The following is a 22,519-nucleotide window of genomic DNA, read 5'->3' on the forward strand; positions in this document are numbered from 1 at the left end:
TTCAATTTTAAACTCTTCGGGATAACGTTTACCGCTCATGGGCACCTCTCTTTAAGTCATCTTAAATGACTCCGAGGTGTCTGTTAAACCCGTGGCTATTCAGCATAGTGGCTGAGACTGATAACGATTCAGCTTACCCGCCAGTAGGTGGATGTACTGCCTGAACGTCCTAAATTACTGATCCACTACAACCCGAATTCGCAGGTTGAGCGACATTTGTGGATGGTTTCACCGAACTAGAGGTTCGTGCCGTGCAGAGCTTTAGTCTGCGCCATCTGTGACTTCACCAGTTATCTGAGTGAATTGTGCAGAACCAGAACCGGCTACTGTTCTTCTGCCTTAGCGGCGTATTCTGGCCTGACATGAGCGTTGATTCCTAGCGAACCGCCGATCGACGTTCCAAGCGAAAACATGATCGGTCAGAGCTGGATACGCAACTTTGCAACCATTCTTGATTTTCACGAAAAATTTCAGAGCCTAGCACGGTGGTTATCATTTTCAGTAAAGCGCGACAAATGTACTCCGGCAGTTAACAGAGAACGTGTAACATAGATACAAATTGAACAAACATTGTTGCCAGCCGTTCGGGGTTGTGGAGTACCGCATGGCCTGAGACGTGATAAATATCAAAAACAGGGAACACGATGAAATTCACCGAAGACACCCGGGTAAAAATTCCCGTCATCCTCCACCTGATACGGCTGGGCTACCGCTACCTGTCTCTGAAAGAACAACACTGGGACAAAGAAACCAACATCTTTCCTGACCTTTTCACCGCTGCAGTTGGCAGAATTAACCCCGGAATTGCGCCCGGCGACATCGGGCGCCTGTTAAAAGACCTCACGCTGCTTCTCGACAACGACGACCTGGGCCGCGCCTTCTTCGAAAAACTCAGCGATCGTTCCGGCATCAAACTGATAGACTTCGATAACTTCAACAACAACAGCTTCCATGTCGTCACCGAACTGACCTGCGAAAACGGCGATGAAGAGTTCCGCCCGGACATCACACTACTGATCAATGGCATGCCACTGATCTTTATCGAAGTAAAAAAACCCAACAACCGCGAAGGTATAGTCGCAGAACGCAACCGCATCAACGAACGCTTTAAGAACCCCAAATTCAAACGCTTCGCCAATATCACCCAGTTCATGATCTTCTCCAACAACATGGAGTATGACGACAGCGACCCGGAGCCGATTCAGGGGGCATTCTACGCCAGCAGCTCTTACAGCAACCCGGTATTCAACTACTTCCGCGAAGAAGAACTCTTCAACCTGACTAACTTACTGAAACCTCTGTCAGAAGAAACCGAAATCGCCGTCCTGAAAGACAACAACCTGGAAGTAATCCGCACCAATCCGGAATTTCAGACCAACAAAGATCACAACCGCCCCACCAACCGCCTCTGCACCGCGCTGTTGAGTCGGGATCGGTTGGCATTTATCCTGCGCTATGCGCTGGTGTACGTCGCCGAACCGGGCGGCATCCAGAAACACATCATGCGCTACCCGCAGCTCTTTGCCACCAAAGCGATTGAGCGCAAACTCCACGCAGGCGTGAAAAAAGGCATTATCTGGCACACCCAAGGCAGCGGGAAAACCGCGCTGGCTTATTACAACGTGCGCTTCCTGACGGATTACTTCCAGAATCAGCAGGTGATCCCAAAATTCTACTTTATTGTTGACCGTCTGGATCTGCTCCAGCAGGCGCAGCGTGAATTTTCCGCCCGTGGCTTAATCGTTCATCTTATCGACTCGCGCGAAGACTTCACCCGCGATATCAAAGCGACGCAGGCATTGCACAACCACCACGGCAAAGCGGAAATTACCGTCGTCAACATCCAGAAATTCCACGATGATCCTGACGTAGTCACTACCAAGGACTACGACATCAACATTCAGCGCGTGTACTTCCTCGATGAAGTCCACCGCAGCTACAACCCCAAAGGTAGCTTCCTGGCAAACTTAAGCCAGTCGGACACCAACGCCATCAAAATTGGCCTTACCGGTACGCCCCTGCTGGGAACGGACTATAACTCCCGCGACCTTTTCGGCGACTATATCCACAAATACTACTACAACGCTTCCATTGCCGATGGCTACACGCTGCGCCTGATCCGTGAAGAGATCGCCACCAACTACCGGATGATCCTGCAACAGGTGCTAAAAGACGTAGAAGTCAGAATGGGCGATGTAGATCGCAAATACATCTACGCCCATCCCAGCTTCGTCAAACCGATGCTGAACTACATCGTCACCGACTTTGCCAAAAGCCGGGGCGCGCTGAATGATGACACAATCGGCGGCATGGTGATATGTGACAGCTCTGAACAGGCCAAAGAGATGTTTGAATTGTTCAACGCCAGCTACGCCGAATCGCACACCGTCGCCGATGAAGTCACCGACGAAATGTCTGTATTACAGGCCGCAGAACCCGCTGCCGTTTACCAGATCCACGCCAAAGAAACACGAAAAATCAAACGCGCCGCCCTGATCCTGCACGACATCGGCAGCAAGCAGGAACGCAAAGAGTGGGTGGAGCAATTCAAAGCGGGCGAGATTGATCTACTGTTCGTCTATAATATGCTACTCACCGGCTTTGATGCCAAACGGCTGAAAAAACTCTACCTCGGGCGGGTGATCAGAAAGCACAACCTGCTCCAGGCGCTGACCCGCGTCAACCGAACCTACAACCACTTCCGTTACGGCTACGTGGTGGACTTTGCCGACATCCGCCAGGAATTTGACGCCACCAACAAAGCCTACTTCGAAGAACTACAGGCCGAGCTGGGCGACGAAATGGAGCACTACTCTCGCCTGTTCAAATCGGCGGAAGAGATCCGTGAAGAAATAGAGCATATCAAAGACGTTCTGTTCAGCTTCGATACGGAAAACGCAGAAGTCTTCACAGACCAGATAAACCAGATCCAGGACCGGGAAACCGCGCTGGCGCTGAAAAACGCGCTGGCCGACGCCCGCAGCCTGTACAACCTGATCCGCCTTCAGGGTAACACCGAATTTCTTCAGGCGCTGGACTTCAACAAACTCAACATCCTCTACCGCGAAGCCAGCCACCGCCTCGACTTACTCAACCTGAAAGCGGATCTGGAGCAAGGTGTCGACCTCTCCGGCCTGCTGAACCGGGCGCTGGAAGAGGTGATCTTTGAATTCCACAAAGTGGGCGAAGAAGAACTTGTGCTGGCTGACGAACTGAAAGAGACGCTGCGCCGTACCCGCGAGGCGCTGGCAGCCAACTTCGACCAGCAGGACCCGCAGTTCGTCAGCCTGAAAGACGAACTGGAGCGCCTGTTTAAGAAAAAGAAACTCAGCGAAGTCACCCAGCAAGAAATGGTTGCGAATATCGGCACACTCAATAAAATTCATGACCGCATCAAAGAGCTGAACCGCCAGAACAACCTGCTGCGCCAGAAATACCGGGGCGACGTGAAATACGCGCGTACCCACAAACGCCTGCGCGAACGCGGCGGCCTGAACGAGCCGGAGCGTAAAATCTTCGAAGCACTGCTTGGCGTTAAGCTGGATGCGGATGAAAAAGTGCTGAACAACAGCCAGATACTGAACAATGAAAGCTACTTTGAGCGCCAGATTGTGTCATGTGTGCTTGACCACTTTGAACAACAGCAGCACATCACCCTCAGTGCAAAAGCGGCTGGCGACATCAACCGCCTGATTGTGGCGGAATACCTGAACGAATTTCATACCGGAGCACGTACGTGGTAGAACTGGAATTTAGAGACAAAACCAAAACCCTGATCGACAGCCTGAAAAGCATCTGTGCGAACTACGGTCTGGGCAACGACGGTAACGAATTCAAAATCATCACGCAGGCATTCCTGTACAAATTCCTGAACGACAAATTCGCCTTTGAAGCCAAAAAGGTGGATAAAAGCATCGCCAGCGCCGAAAAATGGGAAGTCGCGCTTAATCAGATGAGTGAGGAACAGCGTGACAAGCTGCAACTGAAGATGAGCGCCGACACCGCGCGTCTGAAACCGCATCACTTCATTCAGTATTTATACAACCGTCAAAATGAGGCCAATTTCGCCACCACCTTTGACGACACCCTGATGGACATCGCCGCCACCAACAACGACGTCTTCGCGGTCAAAACCGACGGCGGCGCGAAAGTGGTGCTGTTTGAACGCCTCAGCCAGTACATCGCCGACGAATCAAAGCGCGACGACTTCTGCCGCGCCATTATCAACAAACTGGCCGATTTCAGCTTTGAACGCATCTTCACGCAGAAATTCGACTTCTACGCCACCATCTTTGAATACCTGATCAAAGACTACAACAGCAACTCCGGCGGCAAATACGCGGAATACTACACCCCCCACGCCGTGGCGCGCATCATGGCGGAAATCCTGGTGCCGAAAGCGCAGCAGGGCGTGGTGCGTAACGTAAGCTGTTACGACCCGTCCGCCGGTTCCGGCACTTTGCTGATGAACGTGGCGCATGCCATCGGGGAAGATCGTTGCAGCATCTTTGCCCAGGATATCTCGCAGAAATCCTCCAGCCTGCTGCGCCTGAACCTGATCCTCAACAATCTGGTGCATTCGATCCCTAACGTTATTCAGGGCAACACCATTTTGCATCCGTTCCACAAGGACGGCAGCGCGCTGAAACGCTTTGACTACATTGTCTCCAACCCGCCGTTCAAGATGGATTTCAGCGATTTCCGCGACGATCTCGACAGCAAGGAAAACCAGCAGCGTTTCTTTGCCGGGATACCGAAAATCAAAGCCAAAGCCAGGGACAAAATGGAAATTTACCAGTTGTTCCTGCAACACATCATTTTCTCGCTGAAACCGGGTGGCAAGGCGGCGGTCGTGGTGCCGACTGGCTTTATCACCGCACAGTCAGGCATTGATAAAGGGATTCGTGAACATCTGGTGAAAAACAGGATGTTGGCGGGCGTGGTCTCCATGCCGTCGAATATCTTCGCCACCACCGGCACCAACGTGTCGATCCTGTTTATTGACGCCAGTAACAAAGAGAAAGTGGTGCTGATCGACGCCTCGAATTTAGGTGAAAAGGTCAAAGACGGCAAAAACCAGAAAACGGTACTGACCGAAGAAGAAGAGCAGCGCATCTGCGAAGTGTTCAACAACAAGTGGAGCGAAGAGGATTTCTCGGTGGTAGTCAGCTATGACGAGATCGCCGGGAAAAATTACTCGTTCAGCGCCGGGCAGTATTTTGATGTGAAAATTGAATACACCGATATGACGCCGGAACAGTTTGCCGCGAAGATGAAAGGGTTTACGGAGGATCTTGAGAGTTTGTTTAGCCAGTCGCGCGAGCTGGAAGCGGAGATTAAGAAGCAGATGGCAGGGCTGAAGTATGAGTAAGGTCTCGTTCAGACGATTGGGAGATTTGATTACTCTCAAGAGGGGATATGATTTACCTGAAAAAGTCAGGATAGCAGGCCCGTACCCGGTAATAAGTTCTGCCGGGGTGTCTGGATGGCACAACGAATATAAAGTAGAGGGACCGGGCGTTGTAACCGGGCGATACGGCACCTTGGGTGAAATGTATTATGTTGAGGACGAGTATTGGCCGCATAATACCGCGCTGTACGTGCAGGACTTCAAAGGCAATGACCCCAAATATATTTTTTATCTATTAAGCTGTTTAGGGAGAATTCGTACCTCTGATAAAAGTGCTGTACCTGGCGTAAATAGAAATGAACTTCATGAAATGGCTGTTCCAGCCATAGAAGATTTGACATCACAAATAAAAATACGTGAAGCTCTTGAGTCAGTCGACGAAAAAATCGCCCTCAACAACCGCATCAACGCCGAACTGGAAGCAATGGCGAAAACGCTGTATGACTACTGGTTTGTACAGTTCGATTTCCCTGATGCCAACGGAAAACCGTATAAAACTTCCGGCGGGAAGATGGTATATAACGCCACGCTGAAACGGGAAGTTCCGGTAGGGTGGGTGGTTAACACGCTGTCTCAAATAGCGAATATCACAATGGGGCAGTCTCCAGCTGGTGAGTCTTATAACGAAGATGGAATCGGAACGCTATTTTTCCAGGGTTCAACGGACTTTGGTTGGCTTTTCCCAACTCCTCGTCAGTACACAACATCACCCGCAAGAATGGCGACAAAAGGTGATATTTTACTCAGCGTTCGTGCGCCAGTTGGTGATATGAATATTGCCAATACCGATTGTTGTATTGGGCGAGGGCTTGCGGCATTAAACAGCAAAAGCCACTCAGATGGCTTTTTATTCTACGTGATGAAGTATTTCAAACAAATATTTGATCGTCGAAATGCGGAAGGGACAACATTTGGTTCCATGACAAAAGATGATTTGCATTCACTGCAAGTCGTTTGCCCAGAACCCGGATTACTGAAACGATATGATGATATTGTTTCAGAATACAATAAAATGATTTTTGCGCGTAGCCTTGAAAATCAGGATTTAATTAAACTCCGCGACTGGCTCCTCCCCTTGCTTATGAACGGGCAGGTCACGGTCAAATAATCCTAACGTGTTTTGCGAGGCGCAGCCCAGATTCATACTGCGCCTCACTCACAACAATCAAAATCTTGCCATCCATTTCTGATCGGATATCACCCGCATTTACCGGTATTTATTATTACAACACCCAACAACCTATAACCATCATCAAAGATCTTACTTTTCACTATGATTAGACAGTCACCCCGGTTAAGTAAATCGCCGGGATATACATCATTATGAATATCCCGGCGATTTAAGGTATATTGGTTTCCCTTGGTGGAAGTGTCTTATTTAAAATGAATATTGATGAAGTGGTTCGTTCCAACTTATCTCAATGGATTGTTAGTTTTGGAATAGTCAAAGGGAGAGATAACTTCTTGCATATTCGCATCCAAATAATCAGCCCACCACTGCAGCATCAGCCTACGCTCCCCAAGATGTTCCGCCTTATGAATGTATGCTGCCCGCACAGAGTTACGCTCCTGATGGCTCATCTGCCGTTCCACTGCATCCCTCGACCACAATCCTGATTCAATAAGTGAACTACACGCCATCGTCCTGAAACCATGCCCACAAACTTCCGTTTTCGTGTCATAGCCCATCACTCTCAAAGCCTTGTTCACCGTGTTCTCACTCATCGGCTTACGTGGATCGTGATCGCCCACAAAAATCAGCTCTCGATTTCCACTCATGCTTTTAATCTTTTCCAAGATGGAGAGGGCTTGACGCGACAAGGGAACAAGATGAGGAGTCTTCATTTTCGAGCCACGCTGCGAATGTTTAACACCTTCCAACGGTTCACGCTCACCAGGAATCGTCCACATGGCCGTTTCAAAATCCACTTCTGACCAGCGAGCAAAGCGCAACTCGCTTGAGCGGATAAAAACTAACAATGTAAGCTCCACGGCTAAGCGGGTTAATGGCCTACCAGAGTAATGATCAATGCGGTGAAGTAATTCGGGAATGCGTTCAAGATCCAGAGCCGCACGGTGCTTTCTTTTCGCCGTAGCAACCGCACCGGCAATCTCCTGCGCGGGGTTGTAATCGATTAAGCCGCTCTGCACAGCAAAGCGCATAATCGCGGTAGTACGCTGTTGTAAACGGGCGGCGACTTCAAGGCGTCCGGATGACTCGACTGCTTTGATGGGTACAAGTAGGTCTCGCGTTTTCAGTTCTGCAATGTTCCGCTTACCAATGGCAGCAAAGAGATTATCTTCGAGACTTTTAAATACACGAGCGCTATGCGATGTCGACCACTTTTGATTGCTGGCGTGCCAGTCTCTGGCAACCACTTCAAACGTTATTGCCTCTTGCTCCTGCTCTACCTTAACGGCTTTCTTGTTTTCACTGGGATCCACGCCATTAGCTAACAGCTTACGGGCGTCATCCCGGCGTGCCCTGGCATCCGCCAACGACACTTCGGGGTATTTCCCCAACGCCAGCATCTTCTCTTTGCCGCCAAAGCGATAACGTAGCCGCCAGTATTTGGAACCGTTAGGGTGAACCAGCAAAACCATGCCTTCACCGTCGGTCAGCTTATAGGCTTTTGCTTCAGGCTTAGCCGAACGAACCTTCACATCACTCAGAGCCATGATGAGTATCCTTTCAAGGGTTTTGTGTGGGTACAAACATTATCGAACCGGGAAATACCCGCAGTTGTACCCGCATCTGTAAGTTGATGTAGATTGAATCAGGTTGAGTGAAAAAGCGAGGAAAGCCTTGCAGATACTGGATTTCAGGCACAAAAAAAGACGTCCGTTGACGTCTATTGATGTTCCGATGGTGCCGAAGGCCGGACTCGAACCGGCACGTATTTCTACGGTTGATTTTGAATCAACTGCGTCTACCGATTTCGCCACTCCGGCACGGAAGGGTGATGCGGAAACGTGTTGGATTATACCTGTCATACGGTGGCTTGCAAGCTGCGTCTCAGACGGCATCTGCTAAGTGTTGAAAATTTCGGCAATGAGGTTTGTGAATGAATTCAGGTATATCAGCACTACGTCTTTCCCTCCTCACCCCAGCCCCTCCCCCTAAGGAACGAAGGGTTAAACACCGTGCCAAATATTCCCCCCTCCCCACCCACGAAAATCACAACTTCCCGCCCCGTTCTGCCAAGCGCCGCCCGGTGGCATGCTCTACACTTCCTGTTCAAGACCATAGTGAGGGAAGTGCGATGTCCATTATTAAAAGCTACGCCGCGAAGCAGGCGGGGGCAGACCTGGAAGTGTGGGAATACGACGCGGGCGAACTGCTGCCGGAAGACGTGGAAGTTCAGGTGGATTACTGCGGGATTTGCCATTCTGACCTGTCGATGATCGACAACGAATGGGGCATGTCGAGCTATCCGCTGGTTGCGGGGCACGAAATTATTGGTCGCGTGGCGGCGCTGGGCTCTGCGGCGCAAAGCAAGGGCCTGAAAGTCGGCCAGCGCGTGGGCGTGGGCTGGACGGCACGCAGCTGCGGGCACTGCGATGCCTGCATCAGCGGCAATCAGATCAACTGCCTGGAAGGCTCGCTACCCACCATCATGAACCGCGGCGGCTTTGCCGATAAGCTGCGCGCCGACTGGCAGTGGGTCATTCCGCTGCCGGAAAGCATCGATATCGAATCCGCAGGCCCGCTGCTGTGCGGCGGCATTACGGTGTTCAAGCCGCTGCTGATTAACAACGTCACCGCCACCAGCCGCGTCGGCGTGATCGGCATCGGCGGGCTGGGGCATATTGCCATCAAGCTACTGCGTGCAATGGGTGCGGAAGTCACAGCATTCAGCTCAAACCCGGCGAAAGAGAAAGAAGTGCTGGCGATGGGTGCAGACCGCGTGGTTAACAGCCGCGATCCGCAAGCGCTGAAGGCGCTGGCCGGGCAGTTCGATCTCATCATCAACACCGTGGCGGTTGACCTTGACTGGCAGCCGTACTTCGAAGCGCTGGCCTACGGCGGCAACTTCCACACCGTCGGCGCGGTGATGAAGCCATTACAGGTGCCTGCGTTTACGCTTATCGGCGGCGACCGCAGCATCTCCGGTTCGGCAACGGGCAACCCGGCTGAGCTGCGTAAGCTGATGAAGTTTGCCGGGCGCGCGAAAGTGGCCCCAACGACGGAACTGTTCCCGATGTCGAAAATCAACGATGCGCTGAAGCATGTGCGCGAAGGCAAGGCGCGCTATCGCGTGGTGCTGAAGGCGGATTTTTGATGTGAAAAAGGGCATCGTCTGATGCCCTCTTACTTTGCCTCCCAGCAAAGAAAGTAAGTACACACTCACTCCGCCAGCATTTTCACCACGGCCTTGCGTACCTTCGCCGGTTTCCCGACGGCGCATAATGGCTTATGCACTTCGCCCGGGTAGAACACTACAAAATCCCCTTCGCTCAGCACCACGGTTTTTTCCTGCACGCCCTCCGGCAAAAAGGCGATGTCTTTGTCCGACAGCCAGTCGGTGTCCGGCTTGCCCGCAGGCTGAGTGCTGAAGGTCATCCCTTCCTGGCCTTTCAGGACAATCTGGATATCCAGATACTTCGCGTGATACTCGGCGCGGCGATCGGCAAACGGTTCGGTGCTGTCTTCTGAAATCAGATAAAACAGGCGGTTGCCGTCGATATCGTGCTTGCCCAGCGGCGTGGCGTCCGTAACGTGTGCTTTGACATGGTCAATAGCCTGGCGCAGCTCAGATGGCAGCCAGCTATGAATATGAAGATGATGAATATTTCCGGCGATCATAAAACCCTCTAAATATAAAACAACGTTTCATTTTTTGTTTTATACGCCCAAACCCGCTGCCATACCATCGCTTTTTTGTGGATATTTGCCCTGACGCACCTTTCCGCAGGCAAACGATTTCCTTTCTGTGCATGAACCCCTTGATCCCCGCAGCCAACTGCGTATAATGCCAGCCGTTTTGCCGGGAGGAAGCATGGTCAACTGCGTACGACATTCTGTCTTACCGCGTCTGAAAACTGACGCTGGTCTGCCGTTTTTCTTCCGTTGCATTCCCGAATTCAAGAAGCCCCTTTTTTAAGGGGCTTTTTTTTTGCCCAGGCGTCAGGAGATAAACATGGCTAACCCGCTATATCAAAAACATATCATTTCCATAAACGATCTCAGCCGCGAAGACCTCGAACTGGTGCTGGCAACTGCCGCCAAGCTGAAGGCGCATCCGCAGCCAGAGCTGCTGAAGCATAAGGTGATCGCCAGCTGCTTCTTTGAAGCCTCTACCCGCACCCGTCTGTCGTTTGAAACCTCGATGCACCGCCTGGGCGCAAGCGTCGTCGGATTCTCCGACAGCGCCAATACGTCACTGGGCAAAAAAGGCGAAACCCTGGCGGATACCATCTCCGTTATCAGCACCTACGTCGACGCCATCGTGATGCGCCACCCGCAGGAAGGCGCGGCGCGTCTGGCCACGGAGTTTTCCGGCGGCATTCCGATACTTAACGCGGGCGACGGGGCGAACCAGCATCCGACCCAGACGCTGCTGGATCTGTTCACCATCCAGGAAACCCAGGGTCGCCTGGAAAACCTCAGCATCGCGATGGTCGGCGACCTGAAATATGGCCGCACCGTCCATTCGCTGACCCAGGCGCTGGCGAAATTTAACGGCAACCGTTTTTACTTTATCGCCCCGGACGCGCTGGCCATGCCGCAGTACATCCTGGATATGCTGGACGAAAAAGGCATTGCCTGGAGCCTGCACGGCACCATCGAAGAGGTGATGGCAGAGGTGGACATTCTGTACATGACCCGCGTGCAGAAAGAGCGTCTGGATCCGTCCGAATACGCCAACGTGAAGGCGCAGTTTGTCCTGCGCGCTGCGGATCTGGAAGGCGCGCGCAGCAACATGAAGGTCCTGCATCCGCTGCCGCGCATTGATGAAATCACCACCGACGTCGATAAAACGCCACACGCCTGGTATTTCCAGCAGGCGGGCAACGGCATCTTCGCGCGCCAGGCTCTGCTGGCGCTGGTTCTGAACAGCGACCTGGCACTGTAAGGGGAAAAATGATGACACACGATAACAAACTTCAGGTTGAAGCCATTAAACGCGGCACGGTGATTGACCATATTCCGGCGCAGGTCGGCTTTAAGCTCCTCACCCTGTTCAAACTGACCGAAACCGATCAACGCATCACCATCGGCCTGAACCTGCCGTCGGGCGAAATGGGTCGTAAGGACCTGATTAAAATTGAAAATACCTTCCTGACCGACGAACAGGTTAACCAGCTTTCGCTGTATGCCCCGCACGCAACGGTAAACCGCATCGACGAGTATGAAGTGGTGGGTAAATCACGCCCGAGCCTGCCGGAGCGCATCGATGGCGTGCTGGTCTGCCCGAACAGCAACTGCATCAGTCATGCTGAGCCGGTTTACTCCAGTTTTGCAGTGAAAAAACGCGCTGATGACATCGCACTCAAATGCAAATACTGCGAAAAAGAGTTTTCTCATTATGTGGTGCTGGCCAACTAATTGAGGTTGGTAATGGATCCCGGCCTCCCTATAATGGCCGGGTCCCTATAAAACCCATTACTTTTATACTCTAAATAATTCGGGTTGTAGGACGGCGGCAAAGCCACTCACCTACAGCCCGAAGTATGACGAGTATATTCAGGAGATAACATGTCTAAAGTACTCGCGACGGAAAATGCACCAGCCGCTATTGGCCCTTACGTTCAGGGCGTCGATCTGGGCAGTATGATCATCACTTCCGGTCAGATCCCGGTTAACCCAAAAACCGGCGAAGTACCGGCCGACGTTGCCGCGCAGGCACGTCAGTCGCTGGAAAACGTGCAGGCGATCGTTGAATCCGCTGGCCTGAAAGTAGGCGATATCGTGAAGACTACCGTGTTCGTGAAAGATCTGAACGATTTCGCAACCGTTAACGCCACTTATGAGGCGTTCTTCACCGAGCACAAAGCGACCTTCCCGGCGCGCTCCTGCGTGGAAGTGGCTCGCCTGCCGAAAGATGTGAAGATTGAAATCGAAGCGATCGCTGTTCGTCGCTGATTTCCTCTTCATTCAGCCCTCTTCGCCTGACGGCGACAGAGGGCATCCTCCTTCAGACCTTTTTCAGCGCCGCAAACACCTCTGCCACCGCAACCGCCCCAGGATCGGTCACGCCGTCCAGGTTCTCCTTACTCACATACGAAGAACGCCCTGCTCCCGCTTTTTGCATTCTCGCCGTACTCTCGGCCCCCGTTTTCGCCGCTTCGATTGCCGCATTCAGGTTCTGATCCCGTAGCGCTTCCAGCGCCGGTTGCAGCGCATCGATAAGGGTTCGGTCACCGAGACCCGCCCCGCCGTAGTGCTTCATCTGTTGCAGACCTTTCAGCAGCGCATCGGGCAGCGTTTTACCTTCGTGCACGGCCTGGCCCGCAGCGGTGAAGAAAATCGACATGAGAACGCCGCTCGACCCGCCCATGACCGTTGCCAGCCGCTCGCCAACAAGCTGCATGAGCTGCGCGCTGTCGTTAAGCGGGAGTTTGCCCGCGTTCAGGAGCTGCACAATATCCCGCGCGCCTTCCGCAAAGGTCGAGCCGGTATCGCCGTCGCCTACTTTCGCATCCAGCGCGTTGAGGCGGTTTTCGAGGTCGATTAACGTCTGCGTCGTGCTCAATACCAGCGCTTTCACCTGTGCATTGTCAGACGGCGTGGTGTCGACGCTGTCGTGAATTTTGCCGTGCTTCAGTGTTTTCAACGGTGCGAACGCCACCGGTTTTTGCCAGCCGATGGTTTCAACTTCGGCCTGCAACGCCTGCTCAAATGCGGGCGTGAGCTTCAGAACCGAAAGCGAGAAGCCTTTCATATCCAGTGAGCTGACCAGCGCGGCAGGGCCAATCAGCCAGCCAATCTGCTCCTTCAGCGCCGAATGCGCCAGCTCTTTGGTCAGCAGCGCCATCTCCAGCGCCGATACGCCGCCAAGGTTGTTGATGAGCACCGCCACTTTTGCGTCGCCCGCTTTGGCTTTCAGCGCCGCCACCAGCTTGTCGATAATAGCTTTACTGTTATGGCTTTCGACCACCGACGCGCCCGGCTCGCCGTGAATGCCAAGCCCAAGTTCGATATGCCCCGGCTTGATGCGCCCGGCTTCGTCGTCGCTGCCCGGGAGATTACAGCTCTCCATCGCCACGCCGAGGCTGTACACGCTGTCGCACGCCTGCTGCGCAATATGGCGCACCTCGTTAAGCGTTTTTCCCTGTTCGGCGGCGTAGCCCGCAATTTTATGCACCAGCGCGGTGCCCGCAATGCCGCGCGGCTGCTTGTTGTCCGGCAACGCGATGTCGTCGGCAACAATCACCATCTCTACCTTCAGGCCATAGCGCTTGGCTTTTTCTGCCGCCAGGCCAAAGTTCAGCCGGTCACCGGTGTAGTTTTTGACGATCAGCAGGCAGCCGCGATCGCCCGTTACCGCCACAATGGCGTTCAGCACCGCATCAACGCTCGGCGAGGCAAACAGGTCGCCGCACACCGCCGCCGTGAGCATCCCTTTGCCGACAAACCCGGCGTGTGCAGGTTCATGACCGGAGCCGCCGCCGGAAATCACCGCCACCCGGCTTTTATCCCAGTCTCCGCGGGCAATCACGCGAATGGCCGGGTCAATGTCTAAGCGAACCAGGTTGCCGTGCGGCGCGGATAACACTATGCCTTCTACGGCATCGTTGACCAGCTGTTTGCGGTCATTAAAGAAGAATCTGGACATTACCTTCCACCCATTTGAAATACGTATGCAAAAGCATAGGTCACCTTGCGTATTACGCCGCAAAGTCCGGAATTCCCTGAGCAAATTTTCCGTCACTTTGGCCTATACTCGACGCAGGATAAACGGAGGAAAACCCATGAGCTCACCGCTGCTGATTGCCCGCACAAAGGATCTACAACTCAATTTACTGCCCGGTATGGCGAACCGCCACGGACTAATTACCGGCGCAACGGGGACCGGGAAAACCGTCACCCTGCAAAAGATGGCCGAATCGTTCTCAGAGATTGGCGTACCGGTCTTTATGGCGGACGTGAAAGGCGATCTGACGGGCGTGGCGAAGGAAGGGCAAGCCTCAGAGAAGCTCATGGAGCGGCTCAGCAAAATCGGCGTCACCGACTGGCAGCCGCATGCAAACCCTGTCGTGGTGTGGGATATTTTCGGTGAGAAAGGCCATCCGGTGCGCGCTACCGTGTCTGACCTTGGCCCGCTGCTGCTCTCGCGTCTTCTCAATCTCAATGAGGTCCAGTCTGGCGTGCTGAACATTATCTTTCGCATCGCCGACGATCAGGGCCTGCTGCTGCTCGATTTTAAAGATCTGCGCGCCATCACTCAGTACATCGGCGATAACGCCAAATCGTTCCAGAATCAGTACGGCAATATCAGCCCGGCATCGGTGGGCGCTATCCAGCGCGGCCTGCTGACGCTGGAGCAACAGGGCGCAGAGCACTTCTTCGGCGAACCGATGCTCGACATCAAAGACTGGATGAAAACCGACAGCAACGGCAAAGGCATCATCAACATTCTCAGCGCTGAAAAGCTGTATCAGATGCCAAAGCTGTATGCCGCAAGCCTGCTGTGGATGCTGTCGGAGCTGTATGAACAGTTACCGGAAGCTGGAGACCTTGAGAAGCCAAAGCTGGTGTTCTTCTTCGATGAGGCGCATCTGCTGTTCAGCGACGCGCCGCAGGTGCTGCTGGATAAAATCGAGCAGGTGATTCGCCTTATTCGCTCCAAGGCCGTCGGGGTCTATTTCGTTTCGCAAAACCCTTCTGATATTCCCGATAACGTGCTGGGCCAGCTTGGCAACCGCGTGCAGCATGCCCTGCGCGCGTTCACGCCGAAAGATCAGAAGGCGGTGAAAACTGCCGCCCAAACCATGCGCGCCAATCCGGCATTTGATACCGAAAAAGCCATTCAGGAACTCGGCACAGGCGAAGCACTGGTGTCGTTTCTTGATGAAAAAGGCAGCCCTTCCGTGGTTGAGCGGGCGATGGTGATTGCCCCAAGCTCGCGTATGGGGCCGGTCACGGACGACGAACGCAACGGCCTTATCAATAACTCCCTGCTGTATGGCAAGTATGAAGATGCTGTCGACAGAGAGTCGGCGTATGAGAAATTACAGAAAGGCGTTCAGCAGACCACCGAGGCACAGAACGCACCACCGACCAAAGGCGAAACGGCAGAAGTGGACGGCGGCGTACTCGGCGGCCTGAAGGACATTTTGTTCGGCACTACCGGTCCGCGCGGCGGTAAGCGCGACGGCGTCGTGCAAACCATGGCGAAAAGCGCCACGCGACAGATAACCAATCAGATTATTCGCGGCGTACTCGGCAGCCTGATGGGCGGCCGCAGACGCTGATCCCCAACGCCGGGCGTCGATATCGCTGCCCGGCGTTCCCATGCCGTTGTACGAAAAAAGATAAAGGCGCTGTAGTACAGGCTTCACGCTATTCGTTACTGCGCCGGAGTGGAATCGGCGACTTCGCCGTTGGTCGGAAAGCGCAGCCTGATGATCGCGCCGTCGCCAGGGACAGTTTCCAGTTCATCCACGTCCAGATGCGCACTCTCCGGCAGGCTGAAGCTGTCGGCGGTCACACGGTTCACCCGCCACGGCGTCATGTAGCTGACCAGCAGATCGCCATGGGCGTTAGTGGTGGAACCAAACTGGTTGTAGAAAGAGACGCCCGGCGTATCCGGTACCTGTACCAGGGCCGCCGTGCTGCCGAGGGTCTGCCCAAAGGCTATACCTTCGTCGTGTACCAGCACGCTACCACTCACGTCTGCGTGATAATCGCGCCGGTTGCCGCTGCGGTTCAGGCTCAGGTTCATCTCCCCTGCGTTGTACTGGTATCCAAGGCTGGCGGCCAGGCTGTCGTCGCCGTGTTCGGTATGCCCGACGGTGGCATCATAGCGCAGGCTGAAATCGTCCAGCGCCGAGCCGTAAACGTTCACCCCGTGGCTATTTTTGTCGCGGCTCGCCAGGTCGGAAACCAGGGCAACATTGCTGCTGTGGCCGCCGAAGCTGAACGGAACGCTGATGTTAATGCCCAGCGAACTCTCCGGCACTTCGCCGCCGCTGCGCTCATAGCCGGCGTATACCGACAGATCCACCTCGTCCCAGCTGCTGTTCATACTGAGAGAAATACTGTTTCTGTCGGCGGTCGACTGGCGTGATTTGAGCCAGTTCCAGGAAAGGCTCAGGTTCGAATCCTCACCAAAATTCTGCGTCAGCTCCACCTGGCCGCCGACTATCCTCTCCGTTACGTCGTCATCCATGCCAAAGGCCTGCCATTGCGACTGAGCCAGCCTCTCCTCCAGCGAACGATACCGGCTTCCACGAGGGTACCACTGGAGCTGAGCGTTAAGGCTGGTTTCGGTGCGGAAGAAGGCTTTCGCATAGCGTAGCCGCCAGACGCTACCGCGATAACGCTCGTGCGACTGGGCGTAGCTGGCGAAACTGACATCCGCCGACGCCGCGCCCCACATCCCCATATTTCCCCCCAGCCCCAGCACTTCGCTCTGGTAGTTTTCCGACTGCTGAAGGCCGCCAAAAACCGTCACGTGCGGAAGGACGCCCCTGGAAAGCGTGCCCTGCCAGAAACGAGCCCGACCCTTGTCATCGAGGCGCGATGGCTTGTAGCGGCCCGCCGCCAGCTCGTAGCTGAAATAGCCATGCTTCACCAGATTCGGCATGATCGAATAGGGTAACTGGCGGGTACGTTCCGTTCCATCGCTCTCCTGGATAGTCAGCTCCAGATTGCCCTGGGCATCGGGAGGGTAGAAGTCACGCAGGGTAAAGGGGCCCGGCGGAACGTGAATACGATAAACACGTTCGCCGTTCTGGTGAATGGTGACCTCCGCCTCGGTGCGCGCATAGCCGTTAATCACCGGCGCGTAGGGACGCCAGCTGTCAGGATACATGGACTCATTGCTGGCAAGGGAAATGCCGCGATAAGGAATGCTGTCAAAGAGTGAACCGGTGGTAAAGCCATCGCCAAAGGTAAGCCGCGAGCGCAGAGCCGTAATATTGCGCCATAGCGAAGCGCTGTCGGTCCAGGAGCCATGGTCACCGTCCCTTTCACGCCAGAAGGTGTTCTGATAGCGTAGACGCCACGGCCCCACATTGACACCGTTCTCCAGGCTCAGCTGCGCCTCCGTGCCCGAGCTTTCCCAGCTGTAGCGCGCCCGCTGGTTATCAGCGTTCAGCCGGTAGTTTACGAACAGCGCATTGATACCGTCATCCCAGCGGCTGGTGCTGACGCCGTTCTGCTGAGGATTGATCGCCTCCTCAGGAAACAGCAGCGTCAACAGATGCGCCTCCGGGCGATACCAGTACTGAAAGGAAAAGGTTTCGGCGGACTGTGGGGTCAGACAGGCGCGGGCATCCCACTGAAGTTTGTCGAGTACGTTCGCCCGCACGCCCCACTCCTGAAGAAGCGGCCGCGTCAGGCAGGGAAATCCCTCCCGAATATCAAGCGAAATAGCACCCTTGTAGGTGTTGTTGAATATTATCCAGGTACTTTCACTGGCCATGGCTGCCCGTGCTGAAAGCAACTGCAGCAGAATGATGACTATCCGGAAGAGCACAGTAGCGGACATGACAATGCGGGCAGGACGCATTGCATCCTGCCCGCAACAGCCATCACTGATGACTTATTTCAGGGAAGCCAGGTCGGCGCGAGCTGCGCTCAGCTCCTGCTGTACTTCACGCAGGTCAGCCTGCTTTTCGACCAGTTTTTTCTGGTATTTAGCGATTTTCTTCGCGTCGCCTTTCGCTTTAGCTTCGCGCAGATCGGCCTGAACTTCAGCCACATCTTCGCGTTTTTCCGCGACTTTCTTCTCAAGCTTGGTGACTTTTTTCTGAGCATCGGCCAGCACGCTTGCGTTGGTGCAGTGTGCTTTCACTTCTGCCAGCGCTTTTTTCAGCGATGCAACTTTGTAGGTGTTGCCGAACTGCTGAGCGATACGGATTTCTTTCTGCAGCGCAGCTTCTTTCTGCGCGCAGGTTTCTGCCGCGTGGGCAGAAGCAGAAGCGAACATACCAACGGAAGCTACTACAGCCAGAACAGATACTAATTTTTTCATTGTCTATCTCCTTAATGAATGCCTCACCGCAGCTGAAGCCGCGGCTGTTTCCTGCGACCAAAAGAATAATCGCGTTCGGCATGTCATTACGATACAGACCCATCTTCATCGCGCTGTAGGACGGTCCGTTGCGGCTGTAGCCCTGTTTCACGCCACTGGATCAGCATGGCCCGTAGTTGGCGTATTTGCGCTTCAAGACGGTGGATACCTTCGCTATTGGGTGCCTGCTCCTGGGCCTCGCAAAGCGCCAGCAGCCCATCAACCCCCAGCAACTGGATGCCACCGCGTAGCTTATGCAGCGTTTCGCGCAGCGGCGTCTCCTGGTCGTGATGCCAGCGGGTCAGCTGATGAAGAGTTTCATCAAGAACGGAAAGCTGTAGCGAAAGGAAAACGTTCAGGTTCTCGCCCTCCAGCAGCGCCGGGGGGAGGTCGGGTTCGCCAGACCACGAAAACGTCGGCACGGCAGGTTCTGGTGCCGTGACGCTGCCGAGCAGACCTGACAGTACGCTGAGCGTTATGGGCTTAAACAAGCAGTCGCGCATCCCCGCCTTCCGTCCCGCCTCACGCACCACGTCACGGGCATCGGCGGTCACGCCATAAATGGCTATTTCAGGCCAGCGTGCAACAAGCAGACTGACCAGCTCGAAGCCGTTCATTCCGGGCATATTGCAGTCGGTGATGATCGCATCCGGCTGCCAGGCCTCCACGCTTGCCAGCGCCTGTGCGGACGTTTCCGCTCCGCTTGCCCGATGGCCTAACCAGCGCAGTTGCTCAATCAGCAGCATCCTACCCGCCGGGTTATCGTCGACCACCAGCACGCTGAGAGGGCCACTGTGCTTTTCTTCCTGCGGTTGAGGTCCAGGCGACGTCAGAGCAGCCATGAGAGGTAGCCTGAGCATCACCGTCACTCGCGTGCCTTTGCCTGGTTCGCTGTGCAATACCACGCTGCCTCCCATCATCTGCGCAAGGCTGCGACAGATGTACAGCCCCATTCCGCTGCCCTGTGCCACATGGCGATCGTCGCCCTGTACAAAGGGCTGGAACAGCCGCTCTCGGGTGACGTCATCAATGCCCGGGCCGGTATCCTCAACGTCCATGCGCAGCAGCTGGTAGTCATCCTCTCTTCCCGCTGACTCCACCCGCAGGGTGACCTGCCCGCGATCGGTGTACTTGATGGCATTACCCGCCAGGTTGACGAGGATCTGCCGCAGGCGGCTGCGATCCGCCAGTACGTCTCCCTGAATATCAGCGTCAATTTCCAGCACGAATGTCAGCCCCTTCCGACTGGCCATCCCCTCAAACAGCAGGGCCGCCTCCTCAATCAGCCCCCGCAGCGCGACGCGTTCCGGGCGCAGCACCAGGCGGCCCGCCTCAATGCGTGAGACGTCGAGAATATTGCCGATCAGCAGCAGCAGAGACTGGGCGGCATCCCACGCCACCTGCACCGAGCGCGCGTTCTGCTGCGCGTCTCCCGGCCGTTTCATCACCAGCTCAAGCATGCCGAGAATGGCGCTCACCGGTGTGCGGATTTCATGGCTCATGGTTATCAGGAAAGCGCTTTTTGCCTGGCTGGCCTCATCGGCGTGGCGCTTCGCCTCGCGCAGCATCTTCATGAGCCGCTGCTGACGACGACAGAACCAGACGATGGGCACCAACAGCAGCATCACAGCGCTACAAAGGAGCAGCAGTAACCCACCCGACGTTGAGGGTGCCGACACCGCCGTGAAGCCGTTGCCTGCGCTGCCACCCCGGGTAAGGGCATGCAGATCCTCCGGCGGAATGTTAATCAGCGCTTTGTTGAGGATGGTGATGAGCGGCCAGGACTGCCGGGAAGCGCCGAAAGAGTAGCGCATCGGATCAATATCAATGCTCGCCAGGATGTGTAACGAGGGGTATTCCTTCCCGTCGAGCAGGGTATTGGCGACGATAAGCGGCATGGTCATCATATCGCTTTCCCCCCGCACAACGCGTTCGAGTCCCTGCCGCCAGGAGGCGGCTTTGAGGTTCAGCTCTGCGCTTTGCTGACGCAGCCAGGCATCCGGCGACTGGCCGTCAAGGCTGACGACGGCCCGGTTCAGCGCAGCCTGAGCATGCGTCCGGCGGCCCACCATCACCCAGGAGTTATACAGCCAAGTGCGGGTGGTGATCAGATCGGCCCGCCAGATATCGTCCTGAACGCCACCCGCCACGAGGTCAGCCTTGCCTTCTTTGACCGCCGCCAGCGCTGCGCGCTGCCCCGGATAGCGCTGTATCTCAAAAACCAGGCCGGTGCGCAGCCGCAGCGCCGTCAGAATATCGGCAATAATGCCCCGCAGCTGGCCGGATTCATCGAACCAGGCCACCGGCCCGTTGTCCTGCGCTACCGCCACGCGAATGCGGTTATGCTCCTGAATCCATTTACGCTCTAGCGAGGTATAAACCGGCTGCTGCTCGCTGAGGGACAGCGGAATGCCGCCGTTCCAGCGGCGGTGAATTTCCACACCGGCGCTCTCGGGCACGGCCTTCAGCACCTTATTCAGCACCGTAATCCAGATTTTACTTTCTGGCATCACCGCAAAAGAGAAACCCTGAGTCGGATAAGGCCGGGTAAGGGAACGAATACGCAGATTGCTCAGGTTGGACTGGCTGACCAGATAGCGGGCAGTGATCTCATCGCAGAAGAAGAGATCTATCTGACGAAAGGCCAGCGCCTCCAGCGCGTGCCGGGCGGAATAGAAGCTGACGATCTGTGCGTTTGGGTAGCGCGCCAGTACCTGCGCGCCGTCATAGGTCGATGCGACGGCAATTTTGACGGGTGCTTCGTCGCGCGGGGCGTCAGTGTTAACCACCTCAACCGCCTCGTTCGGACTGTAGGGCGTACTCAGCAACAGGCCGTCCTGACGCTGGTTCTCTCCCGCCTGGGCGATAAAATCCGCCTTTCTCTCCCGCAGAGCGGCCAGCGCGGCAGCATAGTCCGGGTAGCGGATGACGTCGATTTCCAGGCCGAGGCTGTCCGCCGTCAGCCCTAAAAAGTCGGCGTTAATACCGCCATAGTCGTTCAGCCCGGTAGTAATGTCGTAGGGTGGTGACATGGGGCGCCAGACGGCAAGGCGGAGCTTGCGATGTTCACGTACCCAGCGCCACTCACCCGGCGTCAGCCCCGGATCGGCCAGCACTTCCTGGCTGCGGGCCAGCAGCTTTAGCGCCTCATTCGCCTGGGCGACATGGGCGTTAAAGGTGAAAATCAGCAGCAGCAACCAGCTAGCGATCCTCACGGCGATCCTCCGCAGCCATCATGTCGATAAGCTGGCTGAGATCGTCGCAGCCGCACTTTTGCAGCATACGCGTTTTGTAGGTACTGATGGTTTTATTGCTGAGCGACAGCAGGCCGGCAATCTCCATATTGCTTTTGCCCTGCTTTAAAAAATTCAGTACCGCGATTTCGCGATCGGACAACAGCGACAGCATATTGTCAGGGTCGCTGCGATGCTCCTGTACGATACCAGCGCGATGAAGAACGCCCTCAGGAAAGCACTGATAACCCTCTGCAATCAGCTGACAAAGCGGCTCGACGTGCTCCAGCGACATATTTTTATTAATAAATCCGCTGGCACCGGCCTGAAGCGTACGCAGGGCATATAAGCCTGCGGGCTGGCTGGTAAATATCAAAACTTTCAACTCAGGAAAATGCTGATTCACACGGGGCAATAAATCAAGGCCATCGGCATGGCTTAATTCCAGATCGAGAATAAGCAACTGCGGCCTGTGCTGGTGTATCTGAGCAAGAAGATTTTCGCCATTTGAAATAGCAACGGCGTACTTCCCTTCTTTTTCCAGTATGACTTTAAGCGCAAAGCAAATAGCCGGATGGTCGTCCACTATCAGAATCGAAATCATAACATTCCCTGCAATGATGGCGAACAAAACGATGTTCGCGAGCAGCTAACACAGCCCGCCCCCCTGTATAAGTTGCTTATTTTAACCC

General features: G+C 54.9%; 16 protein-coding genes and 1 tRNA gene. 9 read left to right on the forward strand and 8 right to left on the reverse strand.

The features are described from left to right. Positions 1-644: 644 nt before the first annotated feature. Genes AB1287_RS08420 through AB1287_RS08430 form a run of 3 tightly spaced genes read left to right on the forward strand, consistent with a single transcriptional unit; the run spans position 645 to position 6,518 of the window. Positions 645-3,743, forward strand: a complete 3,099-nt coding sequence (locus AB1287_RS08420; RefSeq protein ID WP_435617509.1) for a type I restriction endonuclease subunit R — start codon at positions 645-647, stop codon at positions 3,741-3,743. Beyond that, the gene (locus AB1287_RS08425) at positions 3,737-5,371 is read left to right on the forward strand and encodes a class I SAM-dependent DNA methyltransferase (protein ID WP_435617510.1); all 1,635 of its coding nucleotides are present in this window, start codon (positions 3,737-3,739) and stop codon (positions 5,369-5,371) included. The genes AB1287_RS08420 and AB1287_RS08425 overlap by 7 nt, the downstream gene beginning before the upstream one ends. Beyond that, positions 5,364-6,518 (forward strand): restriction endonuclease subunit S, encoded by a 1,155-nt coding sequence (locus AB1287_RS08430; RefSeq protein ID WP_435617511.1) that lies wholly within the window; start codon positions 5,364-5,366, stop codon positions 6,516-6,518. Before AB1287_RS08425 ends, AB1287_RS08430 begins: the two co-directional genes overlap by 8 nt. A 305-nt stretch (positions 6,519-6,823) precedes the next feature. Here the strand turns inward: AB1287_RS08430 and AB1287_RS08435 are convergent, their stop codons facing one another. Together AB1287_RS08435 and AB1287_RS08440 are read right to left on the reverse strand one after the other, a co-directional pair. Next, complete coding sequence (locus AB1287_RS08435) at positions 6,824-8,089, reverse strand: tyrosine-type recombinase/integrase (RefSeq protein ID WP_435617512.1); 1,266 nt, start codon at positions 8,087-8,089, stop codon at positions 6,824-6,826. 188 nt (positions 8,090-8,277) lie between these two features. Then, a tRNA-Leu gene (locus AB1287_RS08440) sits at positions 8,278-8,362 on the reverse strand. 311 nt (positions 8,363-8,673) lie between these two features. Here AB1287_RS08440 and ahr point away from each other — a divergent pair. Then, the gene (gene ahr, locus AB1287_RS08445) at positions 8,674-9,693 is read left to right on the forward strand and encodes an NADPH-dependent aldehyde reductase Ahr (protein WP_435617513.1); all 1,020 of its coding nucleotides are present in this window, start codon (positions 8,674-8,676) and stop codon (positions 9,691-9,693) included. A 65-nt stretch (positions 9,694-9,758) separates the two neighbouring features. Here ahr and AB1287_RS08450 read toward each other — a convergent pair whose 3' ends face one another. Further along, positions 9,759-10,217, reverse strand: coding sequence for a YhcH/YjgK/YiaL family protein (locus AB1287_RS08450; protein ID WP_435617514.1), 459 nt, complete (start codon positions 10,215-10,217; stop codon positions 9,759-9,761). Between the two features lie 193 nt (positions 10,218-10,410). On the opposite strand from AB1287_RS08450, the gene AB1287_RS08455 reads away from it, so the two are divergent. The 4 genes from AB1287_RS08455 (at position 10,411) to ridA (ending at position 12,497) form a co-directional block, all read left to right on the forward strand. Beyond that, complete coding sequence (locus AB1287_RS08455) at positions 10,411-10,515, forward strand: pyrBI operon leader peptide (protein WP_435617515.1); 105 nt, start codon at positions 10,411-10,413, stop codon at positions 10,513-10,515. A gap of 36 nt (positions 10,516-10,551) precedes the next feature. Next, complete coding sequence (gene pyrB, locus AB1287_RS08460) at positions 10,552-11,487, forward strand: aspartate carbamoyltransferase (protein WP_435617516.1); 936 nt, start codon at positions 10,552-10,554, stop codon at positions 11,485-11,487. Between the two features lie 11 nt (positions 11,488-11,498). Continuing rightward, entirely contained in the window at positions 11,499-11,960 is a 462-nt protein-coding gene (gene pyrI / locus AB1287_RS08465; RefSeq protein WP_312629376.1) for an aspartate carbamoyltransferase regulatory subunit, read from the forward strand. 150 nt (positions 11,961-12,110) lie between these two features. Continuing rightward, positions 12,111-12,497 carry a 2-iminobutanoate/2-iminopropanoate deaminase gene (gene ridA, locus AB1287_RS08470; protein WP_312629374.1) on the forward strand — a complete coding sequence of 129 codons (387 nt, stop codon included), beginning with the start codon at positions 12,111-12,113 and terminating at the stop codon, positions 12,495-12,497. Between the two features lie 52 nt (positions 12,498-12,549). Here the strand turns inward: ridA and AB1287_RS08475 are convergent, their stop codons facing one another. Continuing rightward, positions 12,550-14,190: a dihydroxyacetone kinase subunit DhaK gene (locus AB1287_RS08475; RefSeq protein ID WP_435617517.1), complete on the reverse strand. Its 1,641-nt coding sequence runs from the start codon at positions 14,188-14,190 to the stop codon at positions 12,550-12,552. Positions 14,191-14,326: 136 nt separating this feature from the next. On the opposite strand from AB1287_RS08475, the gene AB1287_RS08480 reads away from it, so the two are divergent. Then, entirely contained in the window at positions 14,327-15,829 is a 1,503-nt protein-coding gene (locus AB1287_RS08480) for a helicase HerA-like C-terminal domain-containing protein (RefSeq protein ID WP_435617518.1), read from the forward strand. A 95-nt stretch (positions 15,830-15,924) separates the two neighbouring features. On the opposite strand, the gene AB1287_RS08485 is transcribed toward AB1287_RS08480, so the two are convergent. The 4 genes from AB1287_RS08485 to AB1287_RS08500 all read right to left on the reverse strand — a co-directional run bounded on the left by AB1287_RS08485 (position 15,925) and on the right by AB1287_RS08500 (position 22,431). Beyond that, positions 15,925-18,003, reverse strand: a complete 2,079-nt coding sequence (locus AB1287_RS08485) for a fimbria/pilus outer membrane usher protein (protein ID WP_435617519.1) — start codon at positions 18,001-18,003, stop codon at positions 15,925-15,927. 120 nt (positions 18,004-18,123) lie between these two features. Then, positions 18,124-18,555 (reverse strand): DUF1090 domain-containing protein, encoded by a 432-nt coding sequence (locus tag AB1287_RS08490; protein WP_312629368.1) that lies wholly within the window; start codon positions 18,553-18,555, stop codon positions 18,124-18,126. A gap of 86 nt (positions 18,556-18,641) precedes the next feature. Continuing rightward, complete coding sequence (locus AB1287_RS08495; protein WP_435617520.1) at positions 18,642-21,809, reverse strand: ATP-binding protein; 3,168 nt, start codon at positions 21,807-21,809, stop codon at positions 18,642-18,644. Then, positions 21,796-22,431: a response regulator gene (locus tag AB1287_RS08500; protein WP_435617521.1), complete on the reverse strand. Its 636-nt coding sequence runs from the start codon at positions 22,429-22,431 to the stop codon at positions 21,796-21,798. Before AB1287_RS08500 ends, AB1287_RS08495 begins: the two co-directional genes overlap by 14 nt. Between the last annotated feature and the right edge of the window lie 88 nt (positions 22,432-22,519).

Source organism: Scandinavium sp. UTDF21-P1B, assembly GCF_040750395.1.
In the GTDB taxonomy this organism is placed as follows: Bacteria; Pseudomonadota; Gammaproteobacteria; order Enterobacterales; family Enterobacteriaceae; genus Scandinavium.

Coding starts and splice junctions, on each gene's coding strand:
- AB1287_RS08490 (WP_312629368.1), bottom strand. CDS start 18,555: ATGAAAAAATTAGTATCTGTTCTGGCTGTAGTAGCTTCCGTTGGTATG.
- AB1287_RS08475 (WP_435617517.1), bottom strand. CDS start 14,190: ATGTCCAGATTCTTCTTTAATGACCGCAAACAGCTGGTCAACGATGCC.
- AB1287_RS08485 (WP_435617519.1), bottom strand. CDS start 18,003: ATGGCCAGTGAAAGTACCTGGATAATATTCAACAACACCTACAAGGGT.
- AB1287_RS08500 (WP_435617521.1), bottom strand. CDS start 22,431: ATGATTTCGATTCTGATAGTGGACGACCATCCGGCTATTTGCTTTGCG.
- AB1287_RS08455 (WP_435617515.1), top strand. CDS start 10,411: ATGGTCAACTGCGTACGACATTCTGTCTTACCGCGTCTGAAAACTGAC.
- AB1287_RS08435 (WP_435617512.1), bottom strand. CDS start 8,089: ATGGCTCTGAGTGATGTGAAGGTTCGTTCGGCTAAGCCTGAAGCAAAA.
- AB1287_RS08480 (WP_435617518.1), top strand. CDS start 14,327: ATGAGCTCACCGCTGCTGATTGCCCGCACAAAGGATCTACAACTCAAT.
- AB1287_RS08430 (WP_435617511.1), top strand. CDS start 5,364: ATGAGTAAGGTCTCGTTCAGACGATTGGGAGATTTGATTACTCTCAAG.
- pyrI (WP_312629376.1), top strand. CDS start 11,499: ATGACACACGATAACAAACTTCAGGTTGAAGCCATTAAACGCGGCACG.
- ridA (WP_312629374.1), top strand. CDS start 12,111: ATGTCTAAAGTACTCGCGACGGAAAATGCACCAGCCGCTATTGGCCCT.
- AB1287_RS08450 (WP_435617514.1), bottom strand. CDS start 10,217: ATGATCGCCGGAAATATTCATCATCTTCATATTCATAGCTGGCTGCCA.
- pyrB (WP_435617516.1), top strand. CDS start 10,552: ATGGCTAACCCGCTATATCAAAAACATATCATTTCCATAAACGATCTC.
- ahr (WP_435617513.1), top strand. CDS start 8,674: ATGTCCATTATTAAAAGCTACGCCGCGAAGCAGGCGGGGGCAGACCTG.
- AB1287_RS08420 (WP_435617509.1), top strand. CDS start 645: ATGAAATTCACCGAAGACACCCGGGTAAAAATTCCCGTCATCCTCCAC.